This window comes from Streptomyces sp. MnatMP-M17 (assembly GCF_900091995.1).
GTDB lineage: Bacteria > Actinomycetota > Actinomycetes > Streptomycetales > Streptomycetaceae > Streptomyces.
Genome location: NZ_FMDK01000452.1, coordinates 1 through 21,578, shown reverse-complemented (window position 1 = coordinate 21,578; position 21,578 = coordinate 1). Strand labels below are relative to the sequence as shown.

Genomic DNA, 21,578 nt, shown 5'->3' with positions numbered 1-21,578 from the left:
GCGGGCGGTCCGGCGACCGTTTGCTCCTCGTCCGCGCCCGCCGCACGCTGGAGACATGGCCTTTCCCGCTTCCGCCACCTCTCCTGCGGCCATCCCCGACGCACTGAGCGCCTGGGCCGTCGAGACGCCCGGACCGGTCGCCACCGGGCCGCTGGTCCGTATCCGCCGCCGCACACCGGTCCCGGGCCCCGGGGATCTGCTGCTGCGCGTGGAGGCCTGCGGTGTCTGCCGTACGGATCTGCATCTCGCCGAGGGAGATCTGAGCCCGCACCGCCCGTCGACCGTCCCGGGCCATGAGATCGTCGGCCGGGTGATCGCCACCGGCGAGGCCGTGACCCGGTTCCGCACCGGCGACCGGGCCGGCGGCGCCTGGCTGCGCGGCACCTGCGGGACCTGCCGTTACTGTCTGGCCGGCCGGGAGAACCTCTGCCCGTGGTCCGTCTACACCGGATGGGACGCGGACGGCGGCTTCGCGGATCTGACCGTGGTGCCCGAGGCCTTCGCCTATCCGCTGCCCGAATCCCGGGATCCGGTCCTGCTCGCACCGCTCCTGTGCGCCGGGATCATCGGCTACCGCGCGCTGCGCCGCAGCGCGCTGCCCGAGGGCGGACGGCTGGGACTCTACGGATTCGGCGGCTCCGCCCATCTCGCCGCCCAGGTGGCCCTCGCCGAGGGCGCCACCGTCCATGTGCTGACCAGGTCGGCGCGGGCACGCGAACTCGCCCTGGAGCTCGGTGCCAGCTCGGCGGGCGACGCCTACGACAGTCCGCCCGAGCCGCTGGACTCGGCGATCCTGTTCGCTCCGGTCGGTGATCTCGTACCGGTGGCGATGGAGGCCCTGGACCGCTCCGGCACGCTCGCCGTCGCCGGGATCCATCTCACCGACATTCCCGTGCTGAACTACGAGCGCCATCTCTTCCAGGAGCGGAATCTGCGCAGTGTCACCTCCAACACACGCCACGACGGCCGGGAGTTCCTGGCGCTCGCCGAGCGCATCGGCATCCAGGTCACCACCAGTCCGTATCCGCTGAGCAGGGCCGACCGGGCGCTCGCCGACCTGGCGGGCGACCGGGTACAGGGCGCCGCCGTGCTCGTACCGGACTGACGCACACCGTGGCACGACCTCACACCTCGCCACGACACACACCTGGACGCGGTGTGCCCGCGCTCACACGCCGGGCAGGTCCAGCCAGCGGGCCGTACCGGGCGCGATCGTGTGTGCCCGGCCGCCGAGCATCACCCGTACCGGATCCGCGTCCGACGCCGGTACACCGACGCGTACGCGCTCCGCACGGATCCGCAGATCCACGTCCCAGTCGTTCCGGTAGCGGATGCCCACCCGGAACTTCGAGAGCTGCGGCAGCGGGGCCGGATCCAGCCACACCGCGTCCTCACGGGTCTCCAGACCGGTCAGACCACGCTGGACGAAGTCCAGGGTGCCCGCCATCGCCCCGAGATGGATGCCCTCCGCCGTGGTGCCGCCCTGGACGTCCGCCACATCTCCGGTCAGCGCCTCCTTGGCGTACGTCCACGCCTCGTCCCGGTGGATCCGCGCCAGTACCCACGCGTGGACCAGCGCGCTGAGCGTGGAACCGTGGCTCGTACGGCGCTCGTAGTAGTCGACGGTGGTACGCCAGGAGTCGTCGTCCAGCCGGTGCCCGAGCCGGCGGAAGAGCCCGGCCAGCTCGCCGGGCGAGAAGAGATATCCCAGCATCAGTACATCGGCCTGCTTGGAGGCCTGGTAGCGGTTGACGGTGTCGCCCTCGGCCTCCAGGATCCGGTCCAGCCGCCGGATGTCGCCGTACCGCGCGCGATAGCCCGCCCAGTCCAGCTCGGCGAGGTCTCCGTAACCCGCGAACTGGCTGATCACACCACGGTGGAACGGCACATGGAGCGTGCGCGAGAGGTCGTCCCAGCGCTCCGGCTCGTCCGTGTCGAGCTGGAGCCGCTCGAAGAGCCGGCGGCGGCGCGAGGCGGGCAGCGCGCCGCAGAGTTCACGCGCCCGCGCCAGCACCCAGGCCGCGGTGACATTCGTATAGGCGTTGTCGTCCAGACCTGGAGCCGTCGCTCCCGGATAGCCGTCGTGGTACTCGTCGGGACCCATGACACCGCGGATGCGGTACCGGGCCACGGACGGGTCCCAGACCGCGGCGCTCGCCCAGAACCGGGCGATCTGGAGCAGCGTCTCCGCGCCCTTGGTGTGCAGGAACTTCAGATCGCCGCTGGCCTGGCAGTACTGCCACACGTTGTACGCCACCGCGGAACCGACATGGTGCTGCAAACGCGAATGGTCCGCGAGCCAGCGGCCCGAGAGCGGGTTGAGATGCACCTCCTGGGTCTCCTCGCGCCCGTCGCTGCCGCTCTGCCACGGATACATCGCTCCCAGCCGGCCCGCCTCCCGCGCCGCGCGGCAGGCCGCGGGCAGCCGCCGGTGGCGATAGCCCAGCAGGCCCCGGGAGACCTCGGGGAAGTGCAGATTCAGAAACGGCAGCACGAACAGCTCGTCCCAGAAGACATGCCCTCGGTACGCCTCGCCGTGCAGCCCTCTGGCGGGCACTCCGACATCCAGTTCGGCCGTGTGCGGCGAGAGCGTCTGGAGGACATGGAAGAGATGCAGCCGCAGGATCCGGCCCGCCTCTCCGGGTACGTCCAGGGCCGCACGGCGCCAGATGTCCTCCCAGGCCCCGCGGTGCGAGGCGAGCAGCCGCGCGAAGCCGGGCGCCCGCCGTGCCTCCTCGACGGCGGCGGACCGGGGATCGCTGATCGCCGGATCGCGGGAGGTGTGGAGCGCGACCGTCTTGTCGACGGTGACGGTCCTTCCGGGCGCCACTGGGATCAGCAGCGTCCGGAAGGCCTGACGCTCCGTCAGCCGCGCGGTGGCCGTGACGGTCTCGCCGGAGGCGGCGGCGCGGATGCGCGCGGCGAGCGCGACACGGATGTCGGAGGTGACGGTGCGGCAGCGCAGCCAGTCGGTGTCGCCGTGCTTGGTGCCGGTCTGCCAGTGGGTGAGATGCCGGTTCGCCAGCTCGCCGTACCGCTCGACTCCGTTGTTGCGTACATCGCCGTCGAGCCCCGACTCCACCTCGATGCTCCCGGCCCATCCCTCGGCGGTGAACGAGGTGCGCTGCGCGGCCAGATGCGGCTCTCCCATGTGCACCAGCCGGCACTGCTCGGCCGTCAGCCGGCGCCCGGCGCCGTCCTCGTACACCGACCGGATGACGAGCGTGCCCTGCCGCAGATCCAGGGTCCGCCGGTGCTCGGTCAGTTCGGCCCGGTCGGGGGAGAGCCACGGTCCTGGCTCGGCTCCTTCGGGGCGCAGACGGTAGCGCAGGGGCAGCCAGTCGGGCAGATTGACCAGATCCTCGTTCTCGATCCGGTGTCCCGCCACGGTCGAGACCAGCCGGTTGTAGCAGCCCGCCACATAGGTGCCGTGATAGTGCGCCGGTCCCGACGAGGTCTCGGACACCGCGCCCCGGGTCGCGAAGTAACCGTTGCCCAGCGTGCACAGGGCTTCGCGCAGCCGCTCCGACTCCGGCTCGTAGCCCTCGTACGTCCAGCTCCAGGCGCGCACCGTCAGTCTCCGCCGGTCACAGACGTGTCGTGGGATAGATCTCGCTGTCCACGGGTACCGGCTGCCAGGTCCAGTCGGTCACCTCCGGCAGATCGACGCCGTGCTCACGGATCCACGAGTGATGCCTGAGCCTGGCCTCCTCCATCGCCTGCCGCACATGAGTGGCGCGTACGGTCAGTCCCGGTACGCGGTCGATGACATCCATGACCAGCCGGTAGCGGTCCAGATTGTTGCGGACCACCATGTCGAAGGGCGTTGTGGTGGTGCCCGACTCCTCGTAACCGCGTACATGCAGATGCTCATGGCCGGTATGGCGGTAGGCGAGGCGGTGGATCAGCCAGGGATAGCCGTGGTAGGCGAAGATCACCGGCTTGTCGCGGGTGAACAGCGCGTCGTACTGGCTGTCGGACAGTCCGTGCGGATGCCGAGTCTCCGGCAGCAGCCGGGCCAGATCGACCACATTGACGACACGGACCGCGAGCCGGGGAAGATGGCGGCGGATCAGCAGGGCGGCGGCCAGCACCTCCTGGGTCGGGACATCGCCCGCGCAGGCCAGCACCACATCCGGTTCCTCGCCCTCGCGCTCGGTACCGGCCCACTCCCACACACCCGCGCCACGGGCGCAGTGGGCCCGCGCCTCGTCCAGCGTGAGCCAGTCGTAGCACGGCTGCTTTCCCGCGACGACGACATTGACATAGTCCCGGCTGCGCAGCACATGGTCGGCGACACAGAGCAGGGTGTTGGTGTCCGGCGGCAGATAGACCCGTACGACCTCGGGCGCCTTGTTCAGCACATGGTCGATGAAGCCGGGATCCTGGTGGGAGAAGCCGTTGTGGTCCTGGCGCCAGACGTGCGAGGTCAGCAGATAGTTGAGCGAGGCGATCGGGCGCCGCCACGGCAGCGTACGGGAGACCTTCAGCCACTTGATGTGCTGGTTGACCATCGAGTCCACGATATGGACGAAGGCCTCGTAGCACGAGAAGAGACCGTGCCGTCCGGTCAGGAGATAGCCCTCCAGCCAGCCCTGACAGGTGTGCTCGGAGAGGATCTCCATGACACGGCCGTGCCGGTCGAGATGCTCGTCCACGGGCAGCGTCTGAGCCTGCCAGGCCTTGCCCGAGGCCTTGTAGAGGGCCTGGAGCCGGTTGGACGCCGTCTCGTCCGGGCCGACGACGCGGAAGTCACGGCGCTCGGTCGTGGCCTCCATGACCGCTTCCAGCAGATCGCCCAGCACCCGGGTCGGTTCATGCAGGCTGACACCGGGCCGGTCGACCCTTACGGCGTACGGTTCCAGGGCCGGCACGGGCAGCTCGCGCAGCAGGAGACCGCCGTTGGCGTACGGCGTGGCGCCGAGCCGCCGCGTGCCCTCGGGGACACACGCGAGGACCTGGGCCCGCGGCCGGCCGTGGCCGTCGAAGAGCTCCTCGGGCCGGTACGAGCGCAGCCACGCCTCCAACTGCCGCAGATGCTGCGGATTCTCGCGTACGGCGGGCAGCGGGACCTGATGCGCGCGCCAGGTCCCTTCTACCGGCAGTCCGTCCACGGTGACCGGACCGGTCCAGCCCTTGGGCGTACGGAGCACGATCACCGGCCAGCGGGGCCGTGCGGTGGCGCCCTCCAGCCGGGCGGTGCGCTGGATCAGCGCGATACGGTCCAGCGCGCTGTCCATCGCCCGGGCCATGGCGCGGTGGACCGTGTCCGGATCGTCGCCGTCGACATGCAGCGGCTCATGGCCGTAGCCGCGCAGCAGCTCGTCCAGCTCGGGCTCGGGGATACGGGCGAGCAGCGCCGGATTGGCGATCTTGTAGCCGTTGAGATGGAGGATCGGCAGCACCGCGCCGTCACGCACCGGATCGAGGAACTTGTTGGAGTGCCAGGACGCCGCCAGCGGCCCGGTCTCCGCCTCGCCGTCGCCGATCACACACGCGACCAGCAGATCCGGACGGTCGAGCGCGGCGCCGTAGGCATGGGAGAGCGAGTAGCCGAGTTCACCGCCCTCGTGGATCGAGCCGGGCGTCTCGGGCGCGACATGGCTGGGCACGCCGCCGGGGAAGGAGAACTGGCGGAAGAGCCGGGCCATGCCGTCCCGGTCCCGGCCGATGTCCGGATAGACCTCCGAGTAGCTGCCCTCCAGCCAGGCGTTGGCCAGCACCGCGGGACCGCCGTGTCCTGGTCCCCAGACACAGACCGTGTCCTGGCCACGGGCCCTGATGACACGGTTGAGATGGGTGTACACCAGATTCAGCCCAGGGGACGTACCCCAGTGGCCCAGCAGCCGCGGTTTGATGTGCTCCGGGCGCAGCGGCTCGGTGAGCAGCGGATTGGCCATCAGATAGATCTGACCGACCGCCAGATAGTTGGCGGCCCGCCAATGGGCCACCAGAGCGGCCAGTTCCTCGTCGGTGACGGCGGCCGTGACCGTGGTCCGCGCCGACGTGCTCGCCTCGCGCATGGCTCTCCTCCGCGGCTCGTGGGTGTCGTGGTCAGCCTTGTCGGGGGCGATCGGTGCCCGTTGGGTCCTGATGTCAAACGGCTGTCGTCGGGCCGGGCCCCGGCAGGTGCCGGGCCCTGTGGAGGTCCGGCGCTGGCCAGCCTGGCCGAGCCGGACGAAGGGCTCCAGGGCCGTTCGGGCCACGCCCAGGGCCCGAACGGGTGGTGGCCGGTGGCGCGGCCGGACGACCGTGCGGAGGTCGCCGGAGAAGCCTGCGAAAAGCCTTTACGCCGTTGTCATGTCCAGGTAGCTTCCGTTCTGCAAGAGCTTGCAGAAAGTTCCTGGTTCTTCTTGCGAAGCCATCGCCCGACCTTGCTCCACGGAGTGATCCGGGGCGACCGTGCTCCATGGCGTCCTCCGCGGAGTGTCCGGCCGGCGATCGCGGCGCCCGCTCGCACCTCCCGCTGACGGCCGTCGGCACGCGTGGCGACGGCCTCGTATTGGAGACGCTCATGAGACGCAAACTCCGCCGCCCGCTGCGGCGCCCTCTCGCGGCGCTCGTGGCGGCAACCGGCCTCCTGGGACTGATCTCGGGCATACCGGCGAAAGGAGCCGACCGTACGGAAACCGGCGTCCGGGAACAGGTCGCCGCCGCGAACACGGCGACGGTCTTCTACTACACGAAGACCAAGAACTGGCCCGCCGCCCATCTGCACTACGCGCCGGACGGCGGGTCATGGACCGCCGTGCCCGGTGTACGGATGGAGCCGGCCTGTACGGACTGGGTGAAGCGGACAGTCGATCTGGGATCCGCCGCGGGACTACGGGCCGCCTTCAACAATGGCGGCGGCACCTGGGACAACAACAACGGCGCCGACTACGCGCTGGGCACCGGCACCATCACCGTCAAGGACGGCGTCGTCGCCCACAGCGATCCGTGCGCCGGTACCGAGCCTCCGGCCGGTAACAGCGCGACCGTCTACTACGCCACGGCCGCCCTCAACTGGTCGGCGTACAACCTCCATTGGGCGCCGACAGGCGGCTCGTGGACCACCGTGCCCGGCACCGCCATGGAGCCGGCCTGCACCGGCTGGGTCAGCAGGACCGTCGATCTCGGCACCGCCACCACCTGGCAGGCGACCTTCAACAACGGCAATGGCGTCTGGGACAACAACGGCGCCAACTACGCGCTGACCACCGGCCGCACCACCGTCGACAACAGGACCGTCACCAAGGACGCCAAGGATCCGTGCGCGGCGCAGCCGCCGGACACCGAGGCGCCCACCGTGCCCGCGAAGGTGACCGCGAGCGCCACCGGCACCTCCGTCGTCGTGTCCTGGCAGCCGTCCACCGACAACACCGGTGTGACCGGATACCAGGTCACCCGTACCGGCGGCACCCGTGGCACCGTCGTCACCGATGCCGGCTCCACGGTCCACTCCGACACCGGTCTGGAGGAGCGGACCACCTATACGTACACGGTGAAGGCCCTGGACGCGGCCGGGAACGTGTCCGCGGCCTCGACGGCCGTCCAGGCCACGACCGATGTGAAACCGCCCGCGCCCGCCGGCGGCCGGCCACTCGGCACCGATCCGCGCAAGGACCCGATCTACTTCGTCCTCACCGCGCGGTTCAACGACGGCGACAGCGCCAACAACCGCGGCGGCAGTCAGCATGTGAGATCCGGCAACGCCGCCAACGAAGACCCCATGTTCCGGGGCGACTTCAAGGGCCTGGTCGACAAGCTCAACTACATCAAAGGGCTCGGCTTCTCCGCCGTGTGGATCACTCCGGTGGTCCTCAACCGGTCCGACTACGACTACCACGGCTACCACGGTTACGACTTCTACCGCGTCGATCCCCGGCTGGAGTCCGCGGGCGCCTCGTACCAGGACCTGATCAACGCGGCCCACGCCAAGGGCATGAAGATCTATCAGGACGTCGTCTACAACCACTCCTCCCGCTGGGGCGCCAAGGGCCTGTTCACGCCCACCGTCTACGGTGTCCGCGACGCGCAGTGGAGCTGGTACTACGACGAGAAGAACGAGGGCTTCACCTATGACGGCCTCACCGTCGAACCCAAGTCCGGGAAGTCGTACTACACCGGTGATCTCTGGTCGACCGCCGAGCCGTCCGGCAACACCTGTCTGAACTGGGGCAAACCCACCGGCGGCAGGAGTCCCGAGGGCTACACGCTCTACAACTGCCAGTGGCCCAGCCCCACGTCGGGCATGTTCCCCAAGCCTTACTACCACCAGTGCTGGATCGGCAACTGGGAGGGCGAGGACGCGCGCTCCTGCTGGCTGCACGAGGACCTCGCGGACTTCAACACCGAATCGGCGCCTGTACAGAACTATCTGATCGGCGCCTACAACAAATACATCGACATGGGCGTCGACGGTTTCCGCGTCGACACGGCCGTGCACATCCCGCGCGTCACCTGGAACCGCCGCTTCCTGCCCGCCATCCAGGAACGCGTCACCGAGAAGTTCGGCGCGGAGGCGGCCCGTAACTTCTTCGTCTTCGGCGAGGTCGCGGCCTTCGTCAACGACAAGTGGAACCGGGGCTCGGTCAACCACTCCGCGCAGTTCTACACCTGGAAGGAGCGCAAGGAGTACAGCGCCGACGACACGGCCGCCGCGCTCGAACAGTTCACCTACGAGAACCAGCTCGGCACGGGCAATCAGCCCACCTCCGCCAACGCCTTCCTCAACGGGAACAGTTACCACGCGCCCGACCACAGCCGGTTCTCCGGCATGAACATCATCGACATGCGTATGCACATGAACTTCGGCGACGCACCCAACGCGTTCCACAACGGCAAGGACTCCGACGACTCCACCAACGACGCGACCTACAACGTCGTCTATGTCGACAGCCATGACTACGGTCCCAACAAGTCCTCGACCCGCTATGCCGGCGGCACCGACGCCTGGGCCGAGAACATGTCGCTGATGTGGACCTTCCGCGGTATTCCCACGCTCTACTACGGATCCGAGATCGAGTTCCAGAAGGGCAGGCAGATCGACTGCGGACCGAGCTGCCCGCTCGCCACCACCGGCCGCGCCTACTACGGCGGTCATCTCGCCGGAGATGTCAGGGCATCGGACTTCAGCAAGGTCGAATCGGCGAGCGGCGAGGTCGCCGCCACGCTCAGCCGGCCCTTGGTCAAGCATGTCCAGCGGCTCAACGAGATCCGGCGCGCGGTGCCCGCGCTCCAGATGGGCCAGTACTCCACGGAGGGCATCAGCGGCTCCATGGCCTTCAAGCGCCGCTACACGGCGGGCGCGACGGACAGCTTCGCGCTGGTCACCGTCACGGGCGCCGCCACCTACACCGGAATTCCCAACGGTATGTACAGGGACGCCGTCACCGGCGACGCGAAGGCGGTGACCGACGGCAGTTTGACCGTCGCCGCGCCCGGGAAGGGCAATCTCCGGGTGTACGTACTCGACGGGCCCGGCCGGATCGGCGCGCCGGGACCGTATCTGAAGTGAGCCAACGACCGTACGGGGCACTCCGGGAGGAGACACGGCCCGGTGGTGCCCCGTACAACTTTTCGACGGTCCCATGGGTCCTGATGACCGTAGCCGTATCTTCGGCTGTCCTTCTGACCAACTCGATCAACTCGATCAACCCGACCAATGGGAGACGTCATGACCGGACGCCTGACCCTGACCCGTCGCCTCATCACACCGTTCCTCGCTGTCTTCGCTCTGGTAGCCGCGGGTGCGGGGCCCGCCCATGCCGACGAGTCGGACGCGCTGTGGATCGCGGTTCCCTACGAGATGGCCCTGCTCGGCGCGGACGCCGACGGAAACGCGCCCACCAGAACACTGAACATCGAACTCTCGCACGACAACACCGACATGGTGGTGCCCGCGGGCACACTCACCGTCGATGTCACCGAGCTGGCGGACCTCGCCGAGATCACCTGGCCCGCCAACTGCACCGAACGGATCAGCGGGACGGGCCAGGACCGTACCGTCACCGGTGACTGCTCCTTCCCGGGGCTGTCGACGGACAGCTATGTCCACGGGGCCGAGATCGGGATAACGGCCACGTCCGCCGCCGTCGAGGGAACGGTCGCGACGATCAGGTCCTCGGCCGTGGCGGGCGATCTGACGGCGTATCCGGCCGAGACGACCGTGACCGTCCTCAACGGACCCGATCTGGGCCTTGTCCAGGCACCGAACCAGAACGGTGCGAAACCGAGGACCCGTGTCGATGTGCCGATCACCCTTGCCAACAACGGCAACCGCACCGCCGACCGCACTCTGCTGAGCTTGTTCGCCTCGCACGGCCTGGACTTCGCCGCCCGGTACGGGAACTGCGAGTACGCCGACGAAGCTTCGCCGGCCACTCCCGTCGGCACCTGGGCCCTGTGCGTACTGGACGAGCCCGTCGCTCCCGGCCAGGCCTTCTCCCTCGACGCGGGCGCGCTGCAGACCAGGAAGAGCGTCCTCTACGACCGCTTCGACTACGGAGTCGAGCCGTACTCGGACGAGGCATTGGAACAGGCGCGCGCGGGACGCCCGTTCGTCCGGGGCAGCGGAGCCGAACTCGATCTGCGTCCGGCGGGTGCCGCGACTCGCACCGCCGTGGGCGCCGCTGCGGCTGATGTCGTGGACGACGTCGACGTCGACACGTCGGACAACTTCCGCTCCATGCTCATCAACGCCACCAACACCGCGGATCTGAAACTGATCGGCAGCAAGGCCGCGGGCGCGGCGGGCGAGACCGTCACCGCGTCGGTCACGGTGAAGAACCGCGGTCCGGCGTGGGTGGCCTCACTCGGCGCGGGTGAGCCGGTGGCGGCCGTGGACTTCACCGTTCCGCGCGGGACGCGCGTCACGGCCAAGCCGGAGGAGTGCTACGCGCTCGACGCCTCGGGCGAATGGCAGGAGGAGCAGCTCGGCGCGCCTCGCTACCGCTGCACGACGCCCGTCTTCCTGCACGAGCGGGCGAGTTACACCTTCCCGTTCTCGCTCCGTGTCGACCGTGTCGTGCCGGGCGCTCGCGGCAAGGCGGTCACTCTCAACGACCGGCCGGACCTGAGGATCAGCGACTTCGACCCGAATCTGGCCAACAACAGGGCCTTTGTGGTGGTGAACGGCTGACCGGTTGACCGGTTGGCTGGTCGGCCGACCGGCTGGCTGATGGGCCGGCTGAGCCGCCGCCGTGGCACGGAGGTACGGCGGCGGCTCAGACACACCGGTAGACGAAGCGTGTGACGGCCGTGTGCCGGGACGGCGAGGTGATCCGCAGTTCGGCGGTGGCCCGGTACTCGCCCCGGCCACGGAAGGTCCACAACAGGTGCAGACGGGCGGTCTTCTGACCCCGCGTCACCTTCTCGCGCAGCAGGTCGGAGGACGTGCCGTCGCTGCGCAGCCAGCGGTAGGTGATCGTGCCGGGGCGCCCGTTTGTCCGTACCACGCCGACTATGTCCGACGTACCGTCACATCCGGGCCCGCGCAGGGCGGTTCGTACGGTCACGTCCTGTACGGCGAGGGCGGGCCCGTACCGCTGCCAGGCGAGGAACACCAGAACGGCGAGCAGGACCGCGGCGGCGAGCGCGTACCGGCGCGGGCCTCCGGAGCGGTGCTCGGGGGCCGGCTCCGGTCCGGGCGGCTGTCCGGGCAGAGTGCCGTGCCAGAGGGCGGCTGCGGTGGTGGTGTTCTCGTGGTGCCGGTTGCGGACGGCGGCGGTCACTCCCGGGCCGAAGCGGAGGACCTGGCCTTCGACACGGTCCGGCGCCGCCTCCGGCAGCGGTTCCGGCGCCTCCGGTGCGGGGAGCGTTTCCGGGACCTGTGTCGGGTCGGGCCGTTCGAACCAGTGGCTGCCGAGGACGGTCGCGTTGTAGGTGTCGGGACCGGGGCTGGGACCGGGACCGCTGGCAGGCGGGGTCTCGTTGCCGCTCTCATTCCCGGATTTGTTCTCGTTCTCCGGGTGCTCGGGCTTCGCGTCGTCGTGGTGGTAAGGGATACGGGGATCGCTCATGAGATGACGCACCGCCGGATCAGGATCTGCTGCGAGGAGCCGCCGCTCGCCGCCGCCGGATCGGTGGTCGCCTGTACGCCCCAGTAACAGCCCTGCCGCTGGAACGTGTGGTCGAGTTGGATCGTGTACTGCGTGGCGCCTTCGCGCCGGAAGGTCTGCGAACCGTCCTGGGCGCCGAGTTCACCGTATGTCTCGCCGGCGGACCAGGTGATGGCGACGGTGACGGGACCCGTGCCGTCCGTGGCGACGCCGACGGCGGCGGTGGCGGTCGTCGTACCCGTCTGCCGTAGTCCGGTGACGGAGACGGACTTCACGCGTACGGGATCCGTCGTCGGAGCCGAGGAGGTCGGTGTGACCGAGGGAGTGGACGAGGACGGTGAGGCGGGCGGTGGCGGTGGCGCCACGGGCGGTGTGGAGGTACCGGCCGTCCCGGCAGTCGCGCTGTCGGTGACGGAGGGCGAGGTGGGCGAGCCGCCAGAAGAGGCACTGCCCGTCGGCGACGGGCTCATGGAGCCGGACGGGCCGACGGACGCGGTGGCGTCCGGACCCGCGCCCGGGTTCTGGACCGGACCCGCGGTGGTGACCGCCTGGGCCGTTGTCCGTTCCGGACTGTCTCCCACCGCTCCTGCGGTGACGGCCGCCACGACGGCGATGACCAGTGCGACAGCGGTGGCCAGCATCCCTCTCACGCCGGGCTTCCAGCTACGGCCTCGCCTGCCACCGCGCCGTCCGCCTGCACCGCGCCGTCCACCGCCCAGCGCCGTTGTGGCCAGCGCGGTCGTGCCCGCGGGCCCGCCACCCGCGTACGGGAGGAGCAGCGGGAGCAGGGCGGCGAGCGCGGCGAGCTTCCGCTGTCCCCGCTCCTCCCAGTCCGGTCCGTAGGCCGTCCCGGCGAGCTCCTCCAGCTCCGCGACGAACGCGTCCGCGTTGTGAGGCCGTTCCCGGGGCTCCTTGGCCAGACCGCGGCGGATCAGCGGACGGACCGGTTCGGGCGCCTCTTCCTCGGGAACGGGCGCGCCGATGTGCTGGAGCGCCAGCTCGGCGAAGTTCTCGCCGGAGAACGGCTTGCGGCCGGTGAGGCATTCGTAGAAGGTCGCGGTCGCCGCGTAGACATCGGCCGCGGGGGAGGCGGGCTCTCCGTTCCACTGTTCCGGGGCCATATAGGCGGGAGTTCCGGCCACGCCCGGCGTGCTGCCACGGCCCGTGGCGATGCCGAAGTCCACCAGCTTGGACGAACCGTCCGTGGCGACCAGGACGTTCTCCGGCTTGTAGTCGCGGTGGACGACGCCCGCCCGGTGCGCGGCGGCCAGCCCGAGCAGCGATCCCTTGAGTACCACGAGCGCCGCTTCCGGACCGGTGGGGCCCTCCTGCCGCAGCAGTGCGCTCAGGGCGATGCCGTTGACCAGCTCCATGACAATCGCGGCGCCGCGCGGTGCCTCGACGTACTCGTACAGACCCACCACGTACGGTGTGCCGAGGCCGCTGAGAAGACGCGCCTCGGCCCGGAACGAGCGGACGAACGCGGAGTCGGTGTGCAGGCGCTCGCTGAGATACTTGACGGCGACGGGTACGCCGGTGGCGTCATGGACGGCGAGGACGACCCGCCCACTGCCGCCGGAGCCCAGTTCGCGGGACTCCGTATATCCGGGGACGGACCAGGCGTTCATTTCTCCCCCTCGGCGGCGCCGCCGGTCGCTGTCGCGCGACCGGCGGACGGTAGCCCACACCCTGTCCTCATGGCAGACACAAATCCGCCACGTCCGGTTCCCGTACGGAAGTCCGGCGCGGCACCGGTCCTTTTTGGGAGGTAAAGTCGATGTATGGGGCCAGAGTCCCCGGCCTCATATGGAGTCACGACTTCCAAGAGGTTCTTATGGCCGACACCGACTTCTACTCCCGCGACCGGCCGGACAACCCCAAGCTGCCGGAGGACCGCCCTCGCGGCCGTTCGGAGAGCTTCGTGCCGGAACACCACCGCATACGGACCACCACGCTTCTCCTCATCGCCTTTGTCGTGCTGGTGCTCGTGGGCATCTTGCTCTTCCCTTGAGTACGGATCCCTTGAGTAGGGAACGCCCGGCCGGAGAATTCCGGCCGGGCGCCCGCGAGGACTGCGTTGGACGGCCTTGGACGGCCTTGGGCCGTATCCGTCAGCAGTGGATGTGGATGCTCTTCCAGCCGAACGACGCGTTCCGCTCGGAGTCGCCCCGGAACGTGTAGTGCCCGTGACCTCGGGGACAGTCGCGGTCGTTGAACATCGTCGCGTCCTGTCCACGGTGGTCGAAGTAGTAGGAGCCGCGCTTGCCCTCGTCGAGATTGCTGCAACCGCAGGCCAGGATGTGCTGGGGCTGGCCCTGCTGATTCGACCGCGGGTAGCCGTACCAGTCGCTCGCCAGCGCGGCTCCGGACGTCAGGGCCAGCGCGGCGGACGTCACGGCCGAGGTGACAGCGAGACGCAGGGTGTGACGGTTACGCATGGCAACTCCTCTGGTTGACCAAAAACAGAAGATGACTTTGCGATGTCATGTGAACACGAAGTGTGATGGGTGCGCGAATGGAACCGGCGCAGTCGGTGTAAGCCCGAGGCCGACGTTCCGCTGCGTCCTCACCGCGTGGCGTGCGACCAGGGCGCGGGACCGGCCGTCCCCCTACGAGGGGGAGCCATATGGGGACTGCGCGTATCCTGCCGCCGCCACTGCGGCTGCTGACCCGGGTCGCTGTCCGGGCGGGCGGGCCGCTGTTCGGCGCCGTGCTGACGCGGTGTCTCACACCTGGCTGGGTGCTGCTACGGCCGCAGTCGCCGGCGCGGCGCCTCGCCCGGGGCGAGGAATCCGTAGCGACATACCGCGCCCTTACCGCTCGCGCGGGCGGGCGCGCAGCTAACTGGGACGGCCTGGCCCCTCGCCCTGTACGCCCATCATGGCAGCGGGCCACGACAGGCCCGTTCCCGTCGTTCGTCCACCGGATTCCCTGGATTGTCGCCGGCGCGGACGCCGACGGGCCCCGGACGTCACCACGTCCGGGGCCCGCCAACCACATGTCCCATTCAACGAGCGCCGGACGCCGGTGTCACGGCCTGAGCCAGGACTGTGCCTCCCACCGGCGCTGCGCGGCGAGCCGCGGCGGCGTGACGTCGGCACCAGCCCGTAGAGGACCGCCTGCGACAATCGGGACTGTGCTGGTGTGCGGTGGAGCACGCCGTGGACGAGGGGGGGATCCCTGTGCCGCTGACTTCGGAACCGTTGCGGAAGCTGGGCTTCTTGACCATTGGGTTGTTCGACGAGGCCGATCCTCGCCGCGGTCACGAGTCGACACTGGAGATCATCGAACTCGGTGAGAAGCTGGGCTTCGACAGCACGTGGATGCGCCACCGCCATCTTCAGTACGGCATCGCCTCTCCCGTCGCGGTCCTGGCGGCGGCCACGCAGCGCACCAGCCGTATCGAACTGGGCACAGCGGTCATCCCTCTGGGCTGGGAGAATCCGCTGCGACTGGCGGAGGACCTGGCGACCGTCGACATCCTGTCCGGAGGACGCCTCAATCCGGGTGTCAGTGTCGGCCCGCCGATGCACTACGACCAGGTCAAACACGCGCTCTATCCCGACACCGCCGACGTCGAGGATTTCAGCTACGACCGTGTGCGGCGGCTCCTGGACTTCGTACGCGGCGAACAGGCCACCGATTTCAGCGGTGTTGAGGGCTTCGAGGTGTTCTCCGACCGAGTCCAGCCCCGTGCTCACGGTCTGGGCCGTCGGATGTGGTACGGCGGCGCCAGTCTGCGGTCGGCTCAGTGGGCCGGTGAGAACGGGATGAACTTCTTGACCAGCAGCGTCGTGAAGGCGGAGGAGTCCGAGGACTTCGCCGAGATCCAGCTCTCGCACATACGGACATTCCGTGCCCACCACCCGGACGGCGACCGCGCCCGAGTCTCCCAGGGACTCGTCGTCATCCCCACCGACACCGCCTCGCCGGAGCAACGCGCGAAGTACGAGGAATACGCCCGGAAGCGCACACCACGTACCGCCACACCGCAGGGACCGGCCCGCATGATGTTCGCGCCCGATCTCGTCGGAACCTCTGCGGAGATCGCCGAACGCCTTTACTCCCACGCCGCTTTCCGCGAGATCGACGAGGTCGCGTTCGCGCTGCCCTTCACCTTCGACCACGAGGACTACGTTCAGATCCTCACCGACATCGCCACCAAGCTGGGGCCGGCACTCGGCTGGCAAGCAGCCACCTGATCATGGCGCCGGGGCCGGAGTCGGCCCCGTAGAGCCACAGGTTGCGGAAGGCTCAGTGCTCGGCGTGGAGAGCGCTCCTGGCGGCGGTTTGAAAGGCATACCCGAGCTGGGTCCGCGCTGCTTCCGCCGCCCTGTACTCCGCTTCGCAGGCAGCGAGGTGTGTGCTCTCGCCACGGCGCGCGCATTCGTACCAGGAGGTGCCCGCACGGTCCATCCGCCACATGGCCTCGCGGAGTGCTGCGACTGTCTCGGCCACCTTGTTGGGACCGGCGATACTCGCGGCGTCCGCGGCCAGGCTGAACCTTGCCCACCCGGTCTGTGCCTCCAGGGCACTCTGCTGCCGCTGCTCGGCTGTGCTGTCCTCCGCGAGCAGGTGATTGGCCAACTTCCACCATGCCGCGGTCAACTGCTTGGAGGTGTCCATGCAGACGAGATACGCCTCACGACGTGTCTGCTCAAGGCGGTTCTCACGGTCGATCAACTGCTGGCGCCGCTGCTGGGCACCCTGACCAAGAGTACTGAGAAGCCCACCACCCATTCCCCCGAGCGCACCGACGGCAGCACCGATCACAGCGGCCAACCCCGCGTCCATAACGACAACCGTATTGCCGGATGCGCTGCTTGTCGTGAAAATCTCGACAACCGAGTCCGCCGATCACCCGGCGTACGGCGTTGATCTCGACGGCCGACTCCCGTTGGCCCCACGTGTGGGTTCGGCCGCATCACTCCATCAGGTGATTGGGCTGGGAAGACGGTCCTGAATCGCCAGGGATGCGAAATTCTCGTGTCCCACAGCGAGTAGAGGAGACCAGAGCGAATGCGTCTTTCGTGGAAGAACGCTACGGCGTCCGGCTGTCTCGCGTTGGCGGTGACGGCGTCCGTTACTGGAGCAACGCACGCCGTGCCTGCGATGAGCAGCGCCTCCGGGGCCAGTACGCACACAGTGGCGGCCGCAGTCACAGCCACGTCTGCGACGACTCCCGCCGAGGACAGGACTTTTGTCTCGACCACGGCCACGGGCGGGTCGGAAACGACTCTGCGCGTGACGCTGGACCCGAATTCCGATGGCTCTCCGCTGAAGTTGACCCGCGCGGAACGCGACCGGATCGCCGCGGTCGTCGGCGCACCGACGACCGGCAGGAAGGCCGCCCAGGAGGCTTCGGGCGGCGCCCGGCACCAGGTGGGACCGGTGGGACCGGTGGAGAAGAAGAGGGCACCCGCGACCCTGCGCTGCGACAAGAACGCGAGTTGGAGCGATGCGAACGGCACACTCCACGCTCGCTTCAACTGCAAGTACAGCACCATCAACTGGGGTTACAAGATCTCCGCGCGGGTGAAGTCCTTCATTACCTCGAAGGTCAACGAGAGGGGCGTCTCGTGGTGGAACAATGGCAAGAGGAAACCTAACAACGCGGGTCATGTGGTGGGCAAGAGCTACCATTTCCACGGCACTCTCAAGCCCGTAAGGCACGGCGATCACGTTCAGTTCCAGGACTATATGGCCTTCCGGGTCAATATCGGCGGGAGGACCGGCACCGGGTCCATCACCTGGGCGTCGGATGTCAAGGCGAAGAAGTAGTGAAGCGGCACGATGAAACTGACCACCACCTCAGTCCTGAACTGGGCAGAAGACATTCTGCGGCAGCTCGGTGATCCCGTCGGCCACACTCTGAACGTGACGGTGTCAGCCGCTGATCGTGAGCCCGAAGTACCGTCCGGCGACACTGCGTTCACTTCTCGACTGGACATGGACATCCACAACGGCGAAGAGCCCGTCGAGCCGTCCTCCGCTCGTCACCCTTGCTCGATCCTCGTCGTGCTCGCGTTCGATGACGGCTCCTCCACCAGCGTTCTTCTGGAGCAGTCCATGACCGAAGCCGAAGCTGTGGCCCTGCTGGCCGAACAGTTGCAGGACAGCGTGCTGGAGCACACCGGCGGTGCTCCGGTCCCGCGCTGTCCGGGGCACCGCCACCCTGCCGTGGCCAAGGTGGTGGACGGCGCGGCCTCCTGGACCTGCCCACAGAACGGCAGAACACGTCCCATTCTTTCGGGCGCTGCCGGATAGCTGAGAGGATTCCCGGCCAATTCCACGCGATGACGCGGCATGGGCGCCAGGTGATTGGGAAGATCGCCTGCCAGAGCGTCGAAGACCGACAGCGTGGTGACAGGGCAGGGCCGGAAGGGTGTGAGTGCGTGCCGCTGAGCGCGGTGGATCCGGATTCGGTCGGTGGCTACCAGCTTCTGGACCGGCTCGGGTCCGGTGGTATGGGGGTGGTCTATCTGGCGCGCTCCGCGTCCGGCAGACAGGTCGCCGTCAAGGTCGTGCATGCGCAGTTCGCCCAGAACGAGGAGTTCAGGACTCGCTTCCGGCAGGAGGTGGCTGCGGTCAGACGGGTCAGCGGCGCGTTCACCGCCTCGGTGGTGGATGCCGATCCCGATGCGGGGCTGCCGTGGATGGCCACGCTGTACGTGCCCGCTCCCACCTTGTCGGACCGGGTCGACAAACAAGGGCCACTACCGGCGGCGGAGGTGCTGCGGCTGGCCCGGGGGCTGGTGGAGGCGCTGGGCGACATCCACCGTGTGGACGTGGTGCACCGCGATCTGAAGCCGGCGAATGTGCTGATGGCACCGGATGGACCGAGGGTCATCGACTTCGGGATCTCGCGGGCGGTCGACCACGAGTCACTCACGTTCACCGGGCACATCATGGGCACACCGCCGTTCATGTCGCCGGAGGCGCTGAGCCGTCCGCGTGAGGTGACCACGGCCTCGGACATCTTCTCGCTCGGCGCGCTGCTGGTGTACGCGGCAACCGGCCACGGGCCCTTCGACGCGGAGAGTCCCTATCTGACGATGTATCAGGTGGTGCACGAGGAGCCCGCTCTGGACCGTGTGGCGCCGCCACTGCGCGGGATTGTCGAACGGTGTCTGGACAAGGATCCGTCGGGCCGGCCGGATCTGGGAGAACTGGCCCGGATGCTGGGCGAGTTGTCCGAGGAGGACCTGTCGGCCGACGACGACGCCTCGCGGCCTGTGTCCGGACCGTCGTCGGGTCCGGGGTGGCTACGGCCGTTGCGCGGCAGGTCCTCGCTCGCCCTGGTGGCCGCGGTCACCGTGGTCGGTCTCGGGGCGGGCGCGCTGGTGCTGACGGACGACATGGGCACCGGGAAGCCGGCGGACGATCGGCCGTCCGCCATGCCCTCCTCTGCGGGTGCCGGCCGGCCTTCGCCGGTGCGGGAGGCCGCACTGCCTACGGGCTGGCGGCCGTGGGAGCTGGCCCTGTCCGGTGCGAACGGCGAGCCCGATGCGTTCGCGGACTGCCGTTCGGACGGACTCGCCGTCTACTGCAGTGGGAACGGTTTCCACGCGGCGCGGATCGACGCCGCGTCCGGGCATGTCGACTGGCGGGTCCCGTCCTCCGAGCCCGGGTCGTCCGGTGATGTCGATGCGCGGGCCGGGCGTGTTCTGCTGCGTGGGCCTGCCGACTCGGACGGTTCGCAGAGGGAGGATCTCATCGTCCTGGACGCGAAGACCGGGAAGAGACTCTGGACGAGAAGGGCGGCCTTTACCGGCAGGGTGGCGTTCTTCGGCCGTGCGGTGCTCAGCAGCGACGGCCTTGAGGACGGTTCGCTTGTCGGCCGTGACGCCGCCACCGGCGCTGAGCTGTGGTCGACGCCGTGGCCCGGTGACGGGCTGATCTGCGAGTCCCTGGTCTTCGACGACGCGCCGTACGCCGCGTGTTCCGGCACTCCGCAGGAGGGGACCACTTTTCTGCGCCTGGATCCGGGGAACGGAACTCCGGAGGAGATCACCCACGTGAAGGGTCTCACCCACCCAGTCGGGCTCGACGGAAGCGACCTGCTCATACTGGTCTGGGCTGCCGAGGACGGACCGGTTGAGCGGGTCCGTTCCCTGCTGCGTGTCGATGTACGGACGGGCGTCCGGCGGACGTTGAACCTGCCCGCGCGTCCGGTCGGCGCCGCGACACTGGCCGAGGGCCGTCTCTTCTTCGTCCAGGACACCGGCCTGGTTACCGCGATCGACACCACCACGGGTGAGCAGTTGTGGAGCGAGGACACAACGGTGGATCTGCTGGGACCGCCGATCGCCTCCGGCCGGGAGGGAGCGGTGTATCTGTCGAGCTACAGCGGACGGCTGGTCGCCCTGGACCTGCGGACGGGCCGCAAGCGATGGCAGACACCCGCCATGGGCACAAGCGCCTTCGGTTCATCGGAGGGAACGTCCCCGATGCGGACAGGCGGCTCACTGGTCACCATGGCGAACGGAAGCCTCCGCTCCCTCGATCCACTCCACCCGAACACGTCGAACTGACCTCCCAGCGCTTGCCGAACCGCCGCGTCGGCCGCAGACCGCGTCATCGGCCACCTCGGGCCGCCGCTCGGGTAAGAGAGACCCAAGGGAGACGGCTCCCGCCTCGCCGTCTCGGAGGATGCTCAGTCGAGACAGAACTCGTTGCCCTCGATGTCCTGCATCACGATGCAGATGCAGCCGGTTCTTGACGACCTTGCCTTCGGGAACGCGCTGAAAGAACAGTCGTGGGCCCGCACCTAAGGGATCACTGCAGGCGAACCATGAACCTTGATCCTCAGAAGATCGAGAGCGGTCGAAATCGTCCCAAGTGGCGAACCCGTCCGGTGGCGGCGATACGACGTACCCCAGCACCTCGCACCAGAAACGAGCGACGCGCTCAGGTTCTGCGTAGTCGATGAGCAGACCTATCGTCAGGCCGGCGAGGCCCACCTCGTCGGCGAGGGCGGCACCGGCCGCGACCACGGCGGCCGGGTCCAGACCGGCCCTAGGCATGAGCGGCCTCCGGTCGGAGGAAGGCGAGCATCAGCGAGACCACCTGGTCGGAGAACTGGTCGTGCGGGTAGTGCCCGGCGCCCTCGATCATCTCCATGCGACCGAGGCCGGAGGGCAGGGCATCAACGATCGCCGAACCCTCGGCGTACGGGTCGGCCCAGTCGGGGGCGAGCGTGCCTATTACGACCAGGACCAGGCAGCGGACGTTGCCGAGCTGCGCGCCGGCGTCGGTCGGGGCGCTGCGGCCCATGCCCTGCATGGCCTTCATCCGGCCCGGCTCACGCAGCAGGGAGTCGATGCGGCCGAGCCGCTCGGCCCAGTCGGCCGGCTTCACACCGGGGTAGGCCACGTCGAGGTACGAGCGCCAGAATGGCACGCTGCGGAAAGCGCCTGTGCCGAGCAGCCGCAGCATGCCCTGCCGGAAGCGCTTCACCCGCAGGTCGCCCGCGATGGCGGTGCGGCTCCAGGTCGGCCAGCCGACACTGGACTCGCCGCAGCCGCGCAGATCGAC

16 protein-coding genes are annotated in these 21,578 nt (G+C 68.9%); 8 read left to right on the top strand and 8 right to left on the bottom strand.

What is annotated here, in order from left to right; all coding sequences use genetic code 11:
- Window positions 1–55 precede the first annotated feature (55 nt).
- The gene (locus GA0115259_RS20420) at window positions 56–1,105 is read left to right on the top strand and encodes a zinc-binding alcohol dehydrogenase family protein (protein ID WP_093599134.1); all 1,050 of its coding nucleotides are present in this window, start codon (window positions 56–58) and stop codon (window positions 1,103–1,105) included.
- 63 nt (window positions 1,106–1,168) lie between these two features.
- Here GA0115259_RS20420 and GA0115259_RS20415 read toward each other — a convergent pair whose 3' ends face one another.
- On the bottom strand, window positions 1,169–3,577 hold the full coding sequence (locus GA0115259_RS20415; protein ID WP_093599131.1) for a glycoside hydrolase family 65 protein: 2,409 nt from the start codon (window positions 3,575–3,577) through the stop codon (window positions 1,169–1,171).
- A 10-nt stretch (window positions 3,578–3,587) separates the two neighbouring features.
- Window positions 3,588–6,023, bottom strand: coding sequence for a phosphoketolase family protein (locus tag GA0115259_RS20410; protein ID WP_093599128.1), 2,436 nt, complete (start codon window positions 6,021–6,023; stop codon window positions 3,588–3,590).
- Between the two features lie 491 nt (window positions 6,024–6,514).
- Here GA0115259_RS20410 and GA0115259_RS20405 point away from each other — a divergent pair, with 491 nt between their 5' ends.
- Complete coding sequence (locus GA0115259_RS20405; protein ID WP_093599154.1) at window positions 6,515–9,499, top strand: carbohydrate binding domain-containing protein; 2,985 nt, start codon at window positions 6,515–6,517, stop codon at window positions 9,497–9,499.
- A 159-nt stretch (window positions 9,500–9,658) separates the two neighbouring features.
- Window positions 9,659–11,122: a hypothetical protein gene (locus tag GA0115259_RS20400; RefSeq protein WP_093599125.1), complete on the top strand. Its 1,464-nt coding sequence runs from the start codon at window positions 9,659–9,661 to the stop codon at window positions 11,120–11,122.
- Window positions 11,123–11,207: 85 nt separating this feature from the next.
- Here GA0115259_RS20400 and GA0115259_RS20395 read toward each other — a convergent pair whose 3' ends face one another.
- Both GA0115259_RS20395 and GA0115259_RS20390 read right to left on the bottom strand, forming a co-directional pair.
- Window positions 11,208–12,002, bottom strand: coding sequence for a hypothetical protein (locus GA0115259_RS20395; RefSeq protein ID WP_176732602.1), 795 nt, complete (start codon window positions 12,000–12,002; stop codon window positions 11,208–11,210).
- Window positions 11,999–13,669, bottom strand: a complete 1,671-nt coding sequence (locus GA0115259_RS20390; protein ID WP_093599122.1) for a serine/threonine-protein kinase — start codon at window positions 13,667–13,669, stop codon at window positions 11,999–12,001. The genes GA0115259_RS20395 and GA0115259_RS20390 overlap by 4 nt, the downstream gene beginning before the upstream one ends.
- Before the next feature lie 206 nt (window positions 13,670–13,875).
- On the opposite strand from GA0115259_RS20390, the gene GA0115259_RS40420 reads away from it, so the two are divergent.
- Entirely contained in the window at window positions 13,876–14,052 is a 177-nt protein-coding gene (locus GA0115259_RS40420; RefSeq protein ID WP_176732601.1) for a hypothetical protein, read from the top strand.
- Window positions 14,053–14,152: 100 nt separating this feature from the next.
- Here GA0115259_RS40420 and GA0115259_RS20385 read toward each other — a convergent pair whose 3' ends face one another.
- Window positions 14,153–14,479: a MiAMP1 family antimicrobial peptide gene (locus GA0115259_RS20385; protein WP_093599119.1), complete on the bottom strand. Its 327-nt coding sequence runs from the start codon at window positions 14,477–14,479 to the stop codon at window positions 14,153–14,155.
- Window positions 14,480–15,223: 744 nt separating this feature from the next.
- Here GA0115259_RS20385 and GA0115259_RS20380 point away from each other — a divergent pair.
- The gene (locus GA0115259_RS20380) at window positions 15,224–16,243 is read left to right on the top strand and encodes an LLM class flavin-dependent oxidoreductase (RefSeq protein ID WP_093599151.1); all 1,020 of its coding nucleotides are present in this window, start codon (window positions 15,224–15,226) and stop codon (window positions 16,241–16,243) included.
- Window positions 16,244–16,295: 52 nt separating this feature from the next.
- On the opposite strand, the gene GA0115259_RS20375 is transcribed toward GA0115259_RS20380, so the two are convergent.
- A complete protein-coding gene (locus tag GA0115259_RS20375; protein WP_093599116.1) occupies window positions 16,296–16,835 on the bottom strand; it encodes a hypothetical protein in 540 nt (179 codons plus the stop codon).
- Window positions 16,836–17,324: 489 nt separating this feature from the next.
- Between GA0115259_RS20375 and GA0115259_RS20370 the strand changes: the two genes are divergently transcribed.
- The 3 genes from GA0115259_RS20370 to GA0115259_RS20360 all read left to right on the top strand — a co-directional run bounded on the left by GA0115259_RS20370 (window position 17,325) and on the right by GA0115259_RS20360 (window position 20,575).
- Entirely contained in the window at window positions 17,325–17,822 is a 498-nt protein-coding gene (locus tag GA0115259_RS20370; protein ID WP_141716633.1) for a hypothetical protein, read from the top strand.
- A gap of 12 nt (window positions 17,823–17,834) precedes the next feature.
- On the top strand, window positions 17,835–18,308 hold the full coding sequence (locus GA0115259_RS39660; RefSeq protein WP_141716632.1) for a hypothetical protein: 474 nt from the start codon (window positions 17,835–17,837) through the stop codon (window positions 18,306–18,308).
- 128 nt (window positions 18,309–18,436) lie between these two features.
- On the top strand, window positions 18,437–20,575 hold the full coding sequence (locus GA0115259_RS20360; RefSeq protein WP_161230424.1) for a protein kinase domain-containing protein: 2,139 nt from the start codon (window positions 18,437–18,439) through the stop codon (window positions 20,573–20,575).
- On the opposite strand, the gene GA0115259_RS42875 is transcribed toward GA0115259_RS20360, so the two are convergent.
- Together GA0115259_RS42875 and GA0115259_RS20350 are read right to left on the bottom strand one after the other, a co-directional pair.
- Window positions 20,507–20,977, bottom strand: a complete 471-nt coding sequence (locus tag GA0115259_RS42875; RefSeq protein ID WP_370748262.1) for a VOC family protein — start codon at window positions 20,975–20,977, stop codon at window positions 20,507–20,509. The two genes, GA0115259_RS20360 and GA0115259_RS42875, sit on opposite strands and share 69 nt — an antisense overlap.
- A gap of 82 nt (window positions 20,978–21,059) precedes the next feature.
- The coding region (locus GA0115259_RS20350; RefSeq protein ID WP_141716631.1) for an alpha/beta fold hydrolase at window positions 21,060–21,578 on the bottom strand (519 nt) is incomplete at its 5' end.

Bases quoted from the DNA above. Each gene is read 5' to 3' on its own strand.
- GA0115259_RS20420 (WP_093599134.1), top strand. From the start codon at position 56: ATGGCCTTTCCCGCTTCCGCCACCTCTCCTGCGGCCATCCCCGACGCA.
- GA0115259_RS20410 (WP_093599128.1), bottom strand. From the start codon at position 6,023: ATGCGCGAGGCGAGCACGTCGGCGCGGACCACGGTCACGGCCGCCGTC.
- GA0115259_RS20405 (WP_093599154.1), top strand. From the start codon at position 6,515: ATGAGACGCAAACTCCGCCGCCCGCTGCGGCGCCCTCTCGCGGCGCTC.
- GA0115259_RS20400 (WP_093599125.1), top strand. From the start codon at position 9,659: ATGACCGGACGCCTGACCCTGACCCGTCGCCTCATCACACCGTTCCTC.
- GA0115259_RS20395 (WP_176732602.1), bottom strand. From the start codon at position 12,002: ATGAGCGATCCCCGTATCCCTTACCACCACGACGACGCGAAGCCCGAG.
- GA0115259_RS20390 (WP_093599122.1), bottom strand. From the start codon at position 13,669: ATGAACGCCTGGTCCGTCCCCGGATATACGGAGTCCCGCGAACTGGGC.
- GA0115259_RS40420 (WP_176732601.1), top strand. From the start codon at position 13,876: ATGGCCGACACCGACTTCTACTCCCGCGACCGGCCGGACAACCCCAAG.
- GA0115259_RS20385 (WP_093599119.1), bottom strand. From the start codon at position 14,479: ATGCGTAACCGTCACACCCTGCGTCTCGCTGTCACCTCGGCCGTGACG.
- GA0115259_RS20375 (WP_093599116.1), bottom strand. From the start codon at position 16,835: ATGGACGCGGGGTTGGCCGCTGTGATCGGTGCTGCCGTCGGTGCGCTC.
- GA0115259_RS39660 (WP_141716632.1), top strand. From the start codon at position 17,835: ATGAAACTGACCACCACCTCAGTCCTGAACTGGGCAGAAGACATTCTG.